Origin of the sequence: Methanobrevibacter sp. (genome assembly GCF_015062935.1) — an archaeon.
In the GTDB taxonomy this organism is placed as follows: domain Archaea; phylum Methanobacteriota; class Methanobacteria; order Methanobacteriales; family Methanobacteriaceae; genus Methanocatella.
Map to the genome: position 1 here is coordinate 17,531 of NZ_SUTM01000009.1, position 13,798 is coordinate 31,328.

Genomic DNA, 13,798 nt, shown 5'->3' on the forward strand with positions numbered 1-13,798 from the left:
CTCCTAATTATTTAAATAAAACTTCAGCAACTTCACTACGTAAGATACTTTTAAATCTTTCTAATCTAGCTTCTATAGTATTGTTAACTTCGATATCTCCATTACTGGTTTTTAAAATTGCACCACCAATAGCTTTGATAGGTTCACCTAAAGTGAATTTTATACCATCTAATTCAAAACTATCAGATGAAGATAAATCTTGTTTAAACTTGTTTGTATCGGCTTCGTTTAAATGGATAATTAAATCATTTGTTCCAATTTCATCAGCAGCTTCTTTAATCATTTTTGATAATGCAATTTCATAATTGTCATCACCAGAAGCAGCAATAGCTTTTAATTCTCCAGTTGCTTGATTGAAAGCCGCATCAATTACTTCTTCTTTAGCGCCTAATTTTGCTCTACGAGCATTCATCTTAGCTTCAGAGATAATTTGCTGATATCTCATATCAGATTGTTTTTTACCATTTTCTAAAATTTTAACTTTTTCTGCTTCAGCAGTTTTTGCAGCTTTTTCGCTAATAGCTGAAGCGTCAGCGTTTGCATCTTGAATGATTACATCAGCTTTCTCTTGGGCTTCAGACATAATGCTTGAAACAATTTTATCTGTGCCTGAGCTCATATAAATTGCCTCCTTAACCTAAGATTCCACCGAATACCATAAGTAAAATAGCAATCAAGAAACCGTAAATAGCTTGTGTCTCTGGTAATGCAGAGAAAATAATACCACGTGCAAACATATCATTATCTTCTACAATTGCACCAACAGATGATGCTGCAGCCATACCTTGACCCATACCGGAACCTAAACCAGCGAAACCAATGGATGCACCTACACCTATTGCAACAATACCTGCTTCAAGGGTTAATTTAGTTGCGTCTCCACCTAATAATCCTGAAAATACAAGTAATAAAATTGCAACCAAGAAACCGTAAATAGCCTGAGTTTCTGGTAATGCAGAGAAAATAATACCTCTTGCAAACATGTCATTGTCTTCTGCAACTGCTCCTACAGAACCAGCAGCTGCCATACCTTGACCTAAACCGGAACCTAATCCAGCAAAACCGATTGCTACTCCAGCACCAATTGCGGCTAAAGCAGCTCCTAAACCCATTTCTACCATATTTATTCACCTTTGAAATAATATTGATTTTTAAATTTAATTTAAGATATAAATGAAAAATTTTTAATTTTTAATTTTAGTAAATGTTCTTTTTGCTTTGAAAGCCTCGAATTTACCTCTACCTTCCATGAAGAATTGAGAGAAGAATTCTACATAGTTAAGACGTAAAGCGTTAATAAATGCACCTAATACTTGGAAGAGGAAGTTTGCAATATGACCAAATATGAATATGAATATAGCAAGCACTATACCTACAAATGGAACCATTTGATCAATCATTTGAGCTAAAATGTTAACTGTCATAGCGATACCACCAGTAGCTAAACATAATGCTAAAAGACGAGCGTAGGATAAAACATCTCCCATGTAACCGAAAATATCCATTACACCGTATGCACCATTAGCCCATACTAACATTCCAATAGTAGCAATTATTAATATTCCACCTAAAACCATGCCTATCATACCGATTGCAGGCATGATAACTCCTAAAGCAAGTAAGATAATACCCGCTTCAAATACAAACCAACAAATTTGAGAACCTATAGCATCTTTTTTATTTCCATATCTAAGGTTGTTAATAGCTCCTAATATGAATCCGATATTGGTGTAAACAAGACCAACTGCGATAGCTATAATCAAAATAGTGTCTGGATGTACAAATGCTTCAACTGAAGAAACTACAGTTGGAAGACGGAAACCAACAATCCTTTCCGGGAAGTCTCCCAGGAAACCATTGGTAATCAGACCCAGTATAATGGCCCACAGACCAGACCAGATTAAAATCCAACCAAAGGAATGCATAGATTTTTTAACTTTACCCATTCCTTTTAATAATACTACACCAATAAGAGATACAAATAAACCATAAACTGCATCGGTTAAACAGAAACCGAAGAAGAATGGAAATGTGATTGCAACAAAAATAGTTGGATCCATTGCATTGTAACGTACTGGAGAGTACATATCAACAAGGTATTCGAAAGGTTTTGCATACCATCCATTTTGTTGTAGGATAGGAACATTTTCATCATCTGTACCTTCAACCTCTATTGTTTCAAAGGCACAATGTCCATCAGAACTTTTTTCAACCAATTGTTCTACTTTTTCAGTGTCTTTAACAGGCACCCATGCTTCAAGGATATAAGCATCTTTAGTTTGAACAAATGAAGAAAGGATTTCGTTCTTTTCTTTTTCATTTTCTATTTGTTCTTTGAGAGATAATATCTCATCATCCCATTGTTCTGCAACGGCCCTTAATTCTGATTTAACAGAAGCACGTTCAGATTCAATGGTTAATAATCTGGAATCAGCATTTGAAATAATATGTTGAGGAGTTCCTTCAACGTCACCTATTTCAATTCTCTCAAAGTCGAATTTACGAAGTGTTGAATAAACATCATCACTAAATTCTTTTAATGTTACTACAGTGATAATTTCTCCTTCTTTATCATCCATAGGAACAGTAAATACTTCTAATTCGTCTGTCAATTTACTTAATTCATTTTTGATTTCTGAAGCAGACCCAGCATTAATCCTACCAACAGTAGTAGAAGTGTACTTTGAATCTTTTAAAAGAGCTAAATCCATGTCAAAATTAGATAAGCGATTAGCCATGCTTTTATTAGACTTTAGTTCACTTGTTTCAGCGTCGAGTGCGGACAGTTTCCCTTCAATAACACTGGTTTTTGACTCTACCTGAGCCAATGTTTCTTCCGCTTTTTTAATGAAAGCTTCAGTATCCAATTTTTCAACTTCTTTTTGAACTGGCATGTCTGGACTAATAAAAGACATTAAAGTGTCTTTTAACCCATGGCCTTCTGATAAAGAATTTCCTAATAGTTCAGATATACCATTTGTTTTCATAAGAAGAGAAGATAATTTACCAGTGTACGGAGTTACTTTTGCAGGAGTAACCAATTCCGCTAATTCAGGATCTTGCTGAATGCTTTCAGAAATATCACTGACTTGTACTAGCCCTGATTCGTGGAGAGCGTCCACTGTAGGAGCTACATACTTTTCCAGTGTAACAATTCTAATTTTTCGCATTCTAGCTGTCTTGAACATATAATCTCACACTACAAAATATTTTTGACAATAATTGAAGCAGCTTCATCAACATTTGCCATAGCTTTGTCTTTTAAGGCTTTGACGTCCCCTGCGGACTGCTCAGCAATTGTTTGTGCTTCTTTTTTAGCCTTATCTTCTGCATCAAAAACAGTATTTTTCGCTTCTTCTTCTGCTGCAATTTTAGCTTCTGAAATAATTTCTTCAGCTTTTAATCTTGATTCAGCAATCAAATCTTTTGATTGAGACTCTGAATCAACAATAAGTTGTTCAGCATCAGATTCAGCTTTTTTTATCATTGCGATTGCGTCTGATATCTCTGCCATAATTAATCACCATGGTGTATTTATTTTTATTGTGCAATATATATATCTTTTACTATTTAATATTGATAAGAATTCGTAAAATTTAAAATAAATTAAAAAAAAGTATTTAAAAAATAATTATTGCATGAAAAAAATCAGTAAAAAAAGAAATAAAAAATAAATAAGTTATCTATAAAACCATTTCAATATACCCGGAGGTAATTTCCGTAAATAAGCTAAAATTGCTATAATTATAATAATTAAACCCACTACAGCGAATTCAATATTATACGGATAACCCAGTAACATGTAACCGCTTACACCAATGACAATACCTTCAAAAAAGAAAACTGCCTTTGTCCAACCAGGGTTAAACAGTATAATGAAATATGCAATAGCAATTAAAATCAGTATTATTGCAGTGGCCATGACATCATTTGTTATAGGCTGGTGTCTTATAAATGGAGCTACGGCCCAAACAATTAACATTACCGCCAACATTACCCCTAATAATTTAAACATTTTTACATTTGCCATAATAACACTTACTTTTCTATTATAACTTTATAATATTTATATCATTATAGTTAATGAATATATATGGAAAGGGCAGTATGGATAATACTTAACAAGAATTTTTCAATAACATTGGACAGTGAAATAAAAGACAATAAAATTACCGATAAAAAATTTTCACCGGGTCAAGACATCTGGACAAATGAACTTCCCCGTTTAGGATTTAGTGATGAAACAGTTCAGAGAGATTATGATGATTTTTTAACAGACATCATGACCTTATTTACAGAACCTAGTGTCGATGAAGTATTCATTGAAGCAAAATTAGGTGAAGAATCAGAATATCTGAATTGCAAAAACCCTTTGATAATTAGAAAAATAGAAGAATATAGTGTAGATGAAATTATAGAATAGCATTAGCCTTGTTTAACACGTCATCCATACTATTAAATTCCAATGGCTCACCTTCATCCGAAACATTTTCCGTTGTTATCAAAACAGTGGGTGACGCCCATATATATGAATACATGAAATAAACCACATTAACAAAAATAAGTATTGAAAAAACAGACAATGCCAAAATTAAACATATTACATGTATCAATGGGTTACCGAATCTCTTTCGCCTCATCAAGATAAAGTTAGACTCTTTCTCAACAAGCTTGAATTTTTTTTGAGACAACTCTTCGGAAATTTTTTCCATTTCTTTTGAATCATCTGCCTTAAGTATTAATAACTTCATTTTAATCTATATAAACTACAAATTCATCTAATTCTTTTCTAGGAGTTTCACGAGGTTCTGCATTGCCGTATCCTAATGGAGTGAACAATACAGGTTCTTCATTTTCATCCAAGTTTAAGAATTTATGAGCTTCATATTTTTTAAATGCGCCAATGTAACATGTTCCGAGACCTACATCCTGTGCTGCCAGAATCATATGATCCATCACAATTGTCGCATCAATATCTGCAATGTTTTTTTGATCCCATGGTCTGGTCCAAGCTTTATTCCTTATTGCCACAACGCACAGTACATAAGGTGCTTCAACGAACCATTTTGCGCCGTAAATCTTGGATAATGCTTCCTTATGTTTTTTGGTATCAATAACATAAACTTTAAAAGGCTGAGCATTAACACCTGTCGGAGCTATGGTGGCTGCCTTAAGAACATATTCAAGTTTTTCGTCTTCAACTTCTTTATCCAAGTATCCTCTTACACTATATCTTTGATTTATTACATCTATGAATTCCATTTTATCTACCTGCCTCATATATTATATCATCAAGGTCACAAAAACGTCTAAATTCTTCCTCATCCATATTTTCCTCATGAATATGTGCTATAATGCCCGGAATTCTTCCAATAATGAAAACTCCAAGACCCAAGTCCGGAGTAAAACCCAAATCAGATAGAATTGCGGCATTTGCGCCGTCAACATTAAGTCTAATTTTCTTTTTTTCATACACCAAATCTTCAAGTGCCAAAGCCAGTTTAATATGAGGTCCCACAAAACCCTGCTTAATGACAATATTCATCAGTTCATCGGCTCTTGGATCAATATTATGATATCTGTGGCCAAAGCCAGGTATTTTTTTCCCTTTCAGGATATAGTCACTATATATTTCAATGGCAGAACTTGCAATTTGCTTATTGTCAATGCCTGAATCCCCGGTGGCATAGGTTGAACCTATTTTTGATTGATATAACTCCATTGTTTTTTCAATAGCTCCTGCGTGCTTATGTCCGAAAGACAATAATGCACCTGCAACAGCTGAGTTTAACGGTGAACCTGATGAAGCTACAAGCCTGGCAGTTTGGGTACTTGGCGGAGTAGCTCCGTGGTCACAAAATGAAACCAGAACATGATTGAAAATCTTTCCTTCCTGAAGGGAAGGCAATCTCCCCCTTAAAAGCAGGAAAACCATGTCACTATATCTAATTTTATCAATTAAATCTCTTTGATTATATCCCCGAGTTACAATCTTATCAGTTTCTACACGGGATATGGCGGTTTTTAATGAATGAGGATTAACCCTAAAATTATTTTCTTGCATTTTCATGTACCTTTAAATTTGTTAATATTAAGTTTATTTTAATTATAATTTTAATGTTGCTACTCTCGGCTCAACAAAACAAGATGGTCGGACTGCAACAATTCTCACACCACTCGCCCTTTGATTACCTATATTAACATATGAACCTAAAACAGTAGCATTTCCTCCAAAACCCATTGGACCAATGCCAGTTTTATTCAACTCGCAAGCAACATACTTTTCAACATCACTCTGGTTGTCCAAATTTCCATATGCAATTGACTTTAAAAGCAGTGCATTTGCTTCATAATGTGTTCTTCCAATACCAATTGAAGGAATGGAAGGTGTGCAACCAAGCATTTTCAACGATTCTTTTAACCATTCCACAGCAGTATCTATAACATTGGAAAATGATCTCTTGTGATATACCCTGTATGTCTTTGCCCGGATTTCAGGACCTCCCCCTTCAAGAATAAAATGAATATTTAATGTATCCGGGGAAACATCCCTTTTGTAAGTGGATTCATCATTAACTGTATCAATTAAAATGGAAGATGGCTTTAACATTCCCGGTTGTTCATATAATCCTTTACTTTGTTCAATTCTTTCAATCTCACTGCCTTTAACCGCCATAGGTCTGGCAGGAAGATTATTCAATCCCAAAGCAATTCCCTCATGTATCTGGTTCAGCAATTCACCGGAAATCTCTCTTTGAGATCCCACTTCGATAATGACATGAGGAATTCCAGTATCGTCACACAAGGGAAACCTGGTTTTTTGTGCAACTTTATAGTTTTCTAAAATCTGTGATAACGCCCATTTGGCATTTTTATTTTCTTCATTTTCAATTGCATTATTCAATGCTTTTAATTTATCATCGCTAAGTGTGGTTGATGCATCGATGATTGAATTTGAAATAGCTTCAACTATATCCATGAAAATCACTCTGGAACTGACAGGTCATCTGATTTAGACGGAGAAACTATTGCTTGAGGACAATAATTATCAATAACTCTTTTAACCAGCATTACCTGTTTTATGCGCGCAACAGCTTCTTTTTCAGTGGTATCCCAGTTATGGTTGGCTGCAACTGAACCTCCTGTTTTTAAATAGACTGGAGATGCAACATCAATGAATTTAGGAACTTCATAATGCCTAATAAAGCCTCCGGTGGATTTGGGATTTTCAGTGTGCAAATCAATCGCAATATCGCATGCGTTTCTAATTGCTGCAATCATTGGAATCTGTAAGTCACGAACCGGATTCAATGAATCAAGTCCATTTTCCTGAAGCAATTTTGCAGATGCGGGATTGGAGTGGCCTGCATGTGCGGACAATTTAAAATGAACATTTTCAGGTATTTCACCTTCTTTTCTCATTTTGTTTAAAACCCAAAGAAGTCCTTCATCATATAACAATATACCTCTTACACCTAATTTGCAGGCTCTTTTTACATCTTCAATTGCATAAACCAGATTATCATAACCTCTGAGCCTGTAACCAATTCGGCTACCCTCTTTGGTGTGGACAGTGGCTGAAGTATCATATGTTGCTCTAGGACCCACTGATAAAAACAGTTCACATCCATAATCTTTAGCCAAATCAACCATTTTTAAGATTTCATCATCACTTAAAAGCATTATTCCTTTTGTTTGAGTAACCCTATGGATAAAAATATCCTTATTAAGGGATTCTTGTAGTAATGCCTCCATAGTATTTGGGGATTGAATGCCCGGAACTTCAAAACGATATTGTCCTCCATCATTAAACCTTTTGTATGATTTAAATTCATCAAAAGTTTCTTTAATACCTATTTTTTTTAAGAATTCCTTTGTTTCATCCATATTATCTACTCATTTAATTTTTGAACAACATATTTCATAGAATATTCTTCGAGTGAGTCAATAACCGTGAGATTGCGTACATCATAAAGTGGATTGTTAGCTTTGAATTTGTCAATCAGCTCAGTTAATTGATATGGATTTTCAAAATCCCCTTTTGGAAGTAAAGTAATATTTTGGAATACACCATTCCTAAATGCCTTATCCAATTTGATAATTACATTTGACGGCCTCTTATCAGGGTATAGTTCATTAAGTTGGTCATCTGAAAGGATAATCATTCTGCTTACAAGATTTTTAATACTGTTTACAGTATCAACAGTAGAATAATTATCTAAAAGTCCATATTCAATTAATTGATCTATGTCGTCAACAGTTACCTCACCAACTACCAGAGATATTGCAACAGCATACGGAAGTGATTGTTTTAGCTCTTCCGCATTTTTAGGATTGAAATTATCATGTTCTGCAGCTACAGAATATGTTTTAACTGCAACATTTTGAATATGGTCATATTCATCACCAATACTTGCCTTTAACTTTAATGCAGTGTCAATTGATGAGTGGATATGTCTACAGAAAGGATATTTTTTAAAGTAGATATCCCTGATTCTCACCTTGCCTATATCTTTTAGAACACTTTCCAGTGAGAAATTTTCAGCGGAGTAATCATCACCATAAACCATTGTTTTTAAAAATCCTTCATTACCTTCAAAAATAGTTCCACTACCTGTAAAACCATTCCTTGCAAGAATAGCAGATAAAATTCCGTTATAAACTGCCTTACCTGCATGTAACGATTTACCCATTGACCCACCATGATCTGATTCCAAAAGTCCGGCAGCCTGAGTTCCACATAATCCAAGCGCATTCAAAATTTGTTCATCATCAAGTTTAAGTAATTTTGAAGCAACAGCACCGGCAACAAAGGCACCTATTGTACCCGTAGTGTGAAATCCCTTATTCCGGTGGTCTGGATTGACCATCTTTCCAAGCAATATTCCCACTTCATATCCGACCAGCACGCCCTCAATAAACTCTTTTCCACTTAAATCATAAGCTTCTGAAATTGCCAGGGCAGTTGGAAATATTACTGCACCTAAATGAATCTGAGCCCCTCTATGACCATCATCCAACTCCAATACATGAGCAGAAACACCATTTAAAAAAGCGGCACTTAAAACATTGGTTTTTAGATTTCTTCCTATGACTGAAGCCTTTAAGTTAATATTAACATTTCCAGAAAATATTTCATCAACTGTATTAAAAGCTATTTTTGAAGCGTTTTCCATTGATCCCCTATAGGTTACTCCAAAAAAATCTAAAAAAGCAGCTTTTACAGTGGTGATGGATTCCACAGTTGCCTGTTCATAACGATAGTTTGAAATAAATTTAGAAATATTTTTTAAAAACATAAAACACCTAAGACAATATATGTTTAAACTAGATTAAAAATTTAACTTTATATAAAAATAAATAAAAAAGAATTTAAACTGCAGGAACGCCAGTTAAAACCAGTACAATATGTGCCACAATAGCTGCACCATAATAAGTTGCTGCAATGACTAAAACTGTAATAACAATAGCTCTCCAACCTAAAGCTTTAAATTCATCCCAACTTTTACCCATTCCGATACCTACATAAGCTAAAAATACAGTAACAATGGATAAAAGTTCCACTTTAGATACATAATACAGGACAAAATCTGAAGTAGGCATGCCAGGAAATGCCAAAACAATACCGAATATACTGATGTACAAGATTGAAGAAATATTTAACGGCAAATACCTTTCCAGCCAAACACCTGCAAGAGTGATTAAAGACAAAATGCCCATACCTATTAGAGAATCAGTCATAGGATGTTTATATCCAAGATAATTACCAATAACTGTGATAATTGAAAATATTACCAGCAATAAAATCCAATTAAAAATTCCGTGGACAGTTACATTCTCAGATCCGTCAATTATATCAGGCATTATTCATCATCCTCCTTTTCAGGTATTATGGATTTCCTTCCAATTTTTGGTTCCAACCAGTTATAAATTTTTTCAGTTAAAGGAAGGGCTATAAATATTACTATGTATATACCTACACAAAATGAAAGCAAGTTACTGAATCCCGCAAAGGCCTGAATTTGGGTTTCCATGCCCGGAAATGCTGCAAGAGTCGGTCCAATAGCAGCAGCGTTCATACTCGCACTGCCAACACCGCTGGCCATAGCAAACGCATAAGGATGCAGCGGCAGGAATGACAATGATAAAGTAACAAGGAAACTGATAAATATTGTTCCGATTACAGTTCCAATAATGAATATTGCAAATACTCCTCTTGATTCAGGAGAGTTAAAACCATATTTATCTACAACAACAGCCACGTTAGGTTCCCTACCAATTGAATTGGTCATACCAATTGATTCTTTTTTAAATCCTAAAATCAATGCAATTGGAAGCACCAATATTGTAGCCAAGTGTCCTAATTCCTGCAGTATTAAAGCAGGACCCATTTCAAAAATCAGATGAATGGATTGACCACTGGCAACAGCCAATTTTGCAATTAAAACCCCGATAAAAAGCATCATGGCCCCTTCGGCAATACGAGCTTGTTTCCTTTGAATCCATTTAATAGGTTTTGCAAGATAAAAGACCAGACCCAAGATAATTGTATAAATTAACGGCATTATAGTAATGGCAACATCTTTAGTGAGTGGAATTTTGATTGTGCCTATCAACTCAGCAATAACAACTAAAATAAGAACAGTAATGTGTAATCTGTAATCTCTCCAAGGATTTTTCTTTAAAATCCTTTTATCCGTTTTTTCACGGTATATATGCTCCACTTGCCCATCTTTATCTGGAATAAAAATCCACCCCAACAAGAAAAAATATTATAAAATTTACAATATTAAATCATATATAATTTACTTTTTTAAATCTGATATTTAAATTAATAAGATTCAAATTTTAAAATTTCACAAAATAAGAATAAAAATATAAAAAAAATAATTAAAATTTCACAAAATAAGAAAAAATATTATGCTATTGGAACGCCAGTTAAAACCAGCACAATATGAGCCACAATAGCAGAACCGAAATAAGTGGAAGCGATAACCAGAACTGTAATAACAACAGCTTTCCATCCCAGAGCCTTGAATTCATTCCAGCTTTTACCCATTCCAATACCAACATATGCCAAAAATACAGTAACAATAGATAAAAGTTCCACATTTGACACATAATAGAGAACAGTATCAGATGTAGGCATTCCAGGAAATGCCAGAATTATTCCCATTAGGCTAATGTAAATAATTGATGATATGTTTAACGGAAGTTTCCTTTCCATCCACACTCCAATTAAAGTTATTAATGACAGTATACCCATTCCAATTAGAGAATCAGCTATAGGATGTTTATAGCCAATGTAATTTCCAATTACAGTTATGATTGAAAAAATTACTAAAAGCAGAATCCAATTAAAAATTCCCTCAACAGAGACATTTTCAGATCCGTCAATTAATTCATGCATTATTTACCACCTTCCTGATTAGCATCAGCAGATCCATCATTAGGAACATTCCTACCAATCTTAGGTTCTAAAAACTCATATAACTTTTCGGTCAATGGCAATGCAAGGAATATCACAATGTAAATTCCAATTGAGAATGAAAGCAAATTACTGAATCCTGCGAAAGCTTCAATCTGAGTTTCCAAAGCAGGAAATGCTGCAAGAGTAGGGCCTAGAGAAGCCGCATTCATACTTGCACTACCAACACCACTTGCCATAGCGAAAGCATATGGGTGGAGGGGTAAAACTGAAACACTTATACTTGTTAAAAAACTAATGAAAACAGTACCTATAATGGTTCCAACAATAAATAATGCGAATATTCCACGAGATTCAGCAGAATTAAAACCATATTTATCTACAACGACCGCAACTTCCGGTTCACGACCAATAGAATTAGTCATTCCAATAGCTTCACGTTTAAAACCTAAAAGCAATGCAACAGGAAGTGCTATAAGAATTGTTGCCAAATGCCCTAATTCCTGCAACATTAATGCTGGACCCATTTCAAAAATTAAATGAATTGAACTACCACTGGAAACAGCCAATTTTGCAATTAAAATGCCTATAAATAGCATCATTGCCCCTTCAGCAACCCTAGATTGTTTTCTTTGAATCCATTTAATAGGTTTTGCCAAATAAAATACTAACCCCAGGACCATTGTATACAATAAAGGCATTATAGAAACTTCAATACCCTGAGAAATCCTTATTTCTCTCGGACCGATTAACATTGCTATTACCACTAAAAGCAATACTGTTAAATGCAGCCCATAATCTTTCCAAGGATTTTTCTTTAAAATACGTTTATCAGTCTTTTCACGATATATGTGTTGAACTTCTGTCGTCTCTACATCATTTTTTGAAATAATACCCACTCCCACCCAACATGCAAAAACATGTTAATTAATTTATTTTTTCAAAAAAGGAGTATATAAATACATATGATTTAGTTCTCAAAAGTTCTAAAAAAAGGCATAAAAATAATGATAAAATATTAATTAATTCACTAAAAGTGAACAATTAAAAATTGATAAAAATTAGTTATTATAAAAATAAAAAAATAAAAAAAGTGTTTTTATAAAATCACATTCTACAAAGTGGTTTTGCCAGATGACGCCTAGCAGAAACAGGTGTTTCGTAAAACTGAGAATTTTTTAAATTACGAGTGATAATAATAGGAACTTTTTTATCAGAATCTAATTTTTTCCCACATCGTTTACATTTAAATCCCTTGTTTTTACCTGCAGAAGTCATTCTTTTTCCACATTCGCAAATTGGATTTTTATATTCCACATCATTCAAACTTATGACCTGAAACTTTTCGATGTTGAAAGTGTTCTGCTCACCGATTCCACCGAATACACGGATAACATCACCAGGACATAAATCTGAAACAACGTTTCTGAATGATTTTGTAGGTTCATAAGCGCCGCATTCTATTTCACCGGAATCGTCTTCAATAAAAAAGAACATGTGCCCACCATCAATTATTTTAGGTTTATTTTTTACTTCCCCAATAACTTCATAACAACCGAATTGCTTCATATCAGATATCTTGTCTGCTTTTTGGATATGCATATCAGTGTGCTGATTAGTTTTAAATATGCACCAGTCAACAATTGGTTCTGAAACTTTAACAATACCTTGAGCTTTTTTTAAGGCATCAACAGTGTTTGAACGTATCCCATATAAGACAGGACATGGAGTTTTAGGTTCGATGGCAATGTAGTTTTCACCATAATCTATATTTTCAAAAGTATCCGGAAATGTTTGCTCATCCATTTCATAAACTGAATCATAATCTATTTGACGTTTTGTTCCATAATTCTCACTTGATCTGTAAGCAAGCAACTCATAAGTGTAATCGGACAGAGGCAGACTAATGGCTGCAATAGAACCTATTATCCCCCTTCCCTTTTTGAATTTATGAATTTCACATCCTATAGACTTTCCAAAGTTTTCAGCCTCATCAATGGTGATGAACTCATAAATTGCCCTAAATGCATATTCTTCCATCTGAGAAGTTATTTCACCCTCATAAAATATTACCCCCGGATTGGTATTGTCACAGTCAAACATGGAGAGTTTTTCAACTTCCTCCAATACAATCCTTCGAGCAAGATCTGCTTTGTCATCATTTTTGATTTTGAAACTGACACCGCCATTGCCTCTGGTTTTAAATCTGGCAAATGGATTTAATCTAATCAATCTAGGATGGTCAAGAAGTTCAATTCCATTGTCTTTGAGTTTGTTTATTATCTGACTAGCTAGAAAAGTAGTGCACATTCCATCCGGAGAGTCTGTGTCATCTATTCCAATATGTAAAACATTAATTTAAATCACCTT

The 13,798-nt window shown here is 34.2% G+C and carries 17 protein-coding genes; 1 reads left to right on the forward strand and 16 read right to left on the reverse strand.

What is annotated here, in order from left to right; genetic code table 11:
- Window positions 1-7 precede the first annotated feature (7 nt).
- The 5 genes from E7Z81_RS05530 to E7Z81_RS05550 all read right to left on the reverse strand — a co-directional run bounded on the left by E7Z81_RS05530 (window position 8) and on the right by E7Z81_RS05550 (window position 4,030).
- On the reverse strand, window positions 8-619 hold the full coding sequence (locus tag E7Z81_RS05530; RefSeq protein ID WP_292745143.1) for a V-type ATP synthase subunit E: 612 nt from the start codon (window positions 617-619) through the stop codon (window positions 8-10).
- A 13-nt stretch (window positions 620-632) separates the two neighbouring features.
- Entirely contained in the window at window positions 633-1,121 is a 489-nt protein-coding gene (locus tag E7Z81_RS05535; protein WP_292745145.1) for a V-type ATP synthase subunit K, read from the reverse strand.
- A gap of 63 nt (window positions 1,122-1,184) precedes the next feature.
- Window positions 1,185-3,188, reverse strand: a complete 2,004-nt coding sequence (locus E7Z81_RS05540; RefSeq protein ID WP_292745147.1) for a V-type ATP synthase subunit I — start codon at window positions 3,186-3,188, stop codon at window positions 1,185-1,187.
- An 11-nt stretch (window positions 3,189-3,199) separates the two neighbouring features.
- Window positions 3,200-3,514, reverse strand: coding sequence for a V-type ATP synthase subunit H (locus tag E7Z81_RS05545; protein ID WP_292745149.1), 315 nt, complete (start codon window positions 3,512-3,514; stop codon window positions 3,200-3,202).
- A 165-nt stretch (window positions 3,515-3,679) separates the two neighbouring features.
- Window positions 3,680-4,030: a hypothetical protein gene (locus tag E7Z81_RS05550; RefSeq protein WP_292745151.1), complete on the reverse strand. Its 351-nt coding sequence runs from the start codon at window positions 4,028-4,030 to the stop codon at window positions 3,680-3,682.
- A 63-nt stretch (window positions 4,031-4,093) separates the two neighbouring features.
- Here E7Z81_RS05550 and E7Z81_RS05555 point away from each other — a divergent pair, with 63 nt between their 5' ends.
- The gene (locus tag E7Z81_RS05555) at window positions 4,094-4,423 is read left to right on the forward strand and encodes a hypothetical protein (protein WP_292745153.1); all 330 of its coding nucleotides are present in this window, start codon (window positions 4,094-4,096) and stop codon (window positions 4,421-4,423) included.
- Here E7Z81_RS05555 and E7Z81_RS05560 read toward each other — a convergent pair.
- From E7Z81_RS05560 to E7Z81_RS05610, 11 genes are all read right to left on the reverse strand, one after another.
- Window positions 4,413-4,751 (reverse strand): hypothetical protein, encoded by a 339-nt coding sequence (locus E7Z81_RS05560; RefSeq protein WP_292745155.1) that lies wholly within the window; start codon window positions 4,749-4,751, stop codon window positions 4,413-4,415. The two genes, E7Z81_RS05555 and E7Z81_RS05560, sit on opposite strands and share 11 nt — an antisense overlap.
- A 1-nt stretch (window position 4,752) precedes the next feature.
- Window positions 4,753-5,262 carry a nitroreductase family protein gene (locus E7Z81_RS05565; RefSeq protein WP_292745157.1) on the reverse strand — a complete coding sequence of 170 codons (510 nt, stop codon included), beginning with the start codon at window positions 5,260-5,262 and terminating at the stop codon, window positions 4,753-4,755.
- A gap of 1 nt (window position 5,263) precedes the next feature.
- Window positions 5,264-6,064, reverse strand: coding sequence for a citryl-CoA lyase (locus tag E7Z81_RS05570; protein WP_292745159.1), 801 nt, complete (start codon window positions 6,062-6,064; stop codon window positions 5,264-5,266).
- Between the two features lie 42 nt (window positions 6,065-6,106).
- Entirely contained in the window at window positions 6,107-6,979 is an 873-nt protein-coding gene (locus tag E7Z81_RS05575) for a fumarate hydratase (RefSeq protein ID WP_292745161.1), read from the reverse strand.
- Window positions 6,980-6,984: 5 nt separating this feature from the next.
- A complete protein-coding gene (locus tag E7Z81_RS05580) occupies window positions 6,985-7,887 on the reverse strand; it encodes a peptidase (RefSeq protein WP_292745164.1) in 903 nt (300 codons plus the stop codon).
- Between the two features lie 5 nt (window positions 7,888-7,892).
- The gene (locus E7Z81_RS05585) at window positions 7,893-9,299 is read right to left on the reverse strand and encodes an MmgE/PrpD family protein (RefSeq protein ID WP_292745166.1); all 1,407 of its coding nucleotides are present in this window, start codon (window positions 9,297-9,299) and stop codon (window positions 7,893-7,895) included.
- Window positions 9,300-9,372: 73 nt separating this feature from the next.
- The gene (locus E7Z81_RS05590) at window positions 9,373-9,864 is read right to left on the reverse strand and encodes a hypothetical protein (RefSeq protein WP_292745168.1); all 492 of its coding nucleotides are present in this window, start codon (window positions 9,862-9,864) and stop codon (window positions 9,373-9,375) included.
- On the reverse strand, window positions 9,864-10,760 hold the full coding sequence (locus tag E7Z81_RS05595) for a DUF3100 domain-containing protein (RefSeq protein ID WP_367263009.1): 897 nt from the start codon (window positions 10,758-10,760) through the stop codon (window positions 9,864-9,866). Before E7Z81_RS05595 ends, E7Z81_RS05590 begins: the two co-directional genes overlap by 1 nt.
- Window positions 10,761-10,918: 158 nt before the next feature.
- Window positions 10,919-11,410, reverse strand: coding sequence for a hypothetical protein (locus E7Z81_RS05600; protein ID WP_292745172.1), 492 nt, complete (start codon window positions 11,408-11,410; stop codon window positions 10,919-10,921).
- Window positions 11,410-12,327, reverse strand: a complete 918-nt coding sequence (locus tag E7Z81_RS05605; RefSeq protein WP_292745174.1) for a DUF3100 domain-containing protein — start codon at window positions 12,325-12,327, stop codon at window positions 11,410-11,412. Before E7Z81_RS05605 ends, E7Z81_RS05600 begins: the two co-directional genes overlap by 1 nt.
- A 208-nt stretch (window positions 12,328-12,535) precedes the next feature.
- Complete coding sequence (locus E7Z81_RS05610; protein WP_292745176.1) at window positions 12,536-13,738, reverse strand: tRNA(Ile)(2)-agmatinylcytidine synthase; 1,203 nt, start codon at window positions 13,736-13,738, stop codon at window positions 12,536-12,538.
- Between the last annotated feature and the right edge of the window lie 60 nt (window positions 13,739-13,798).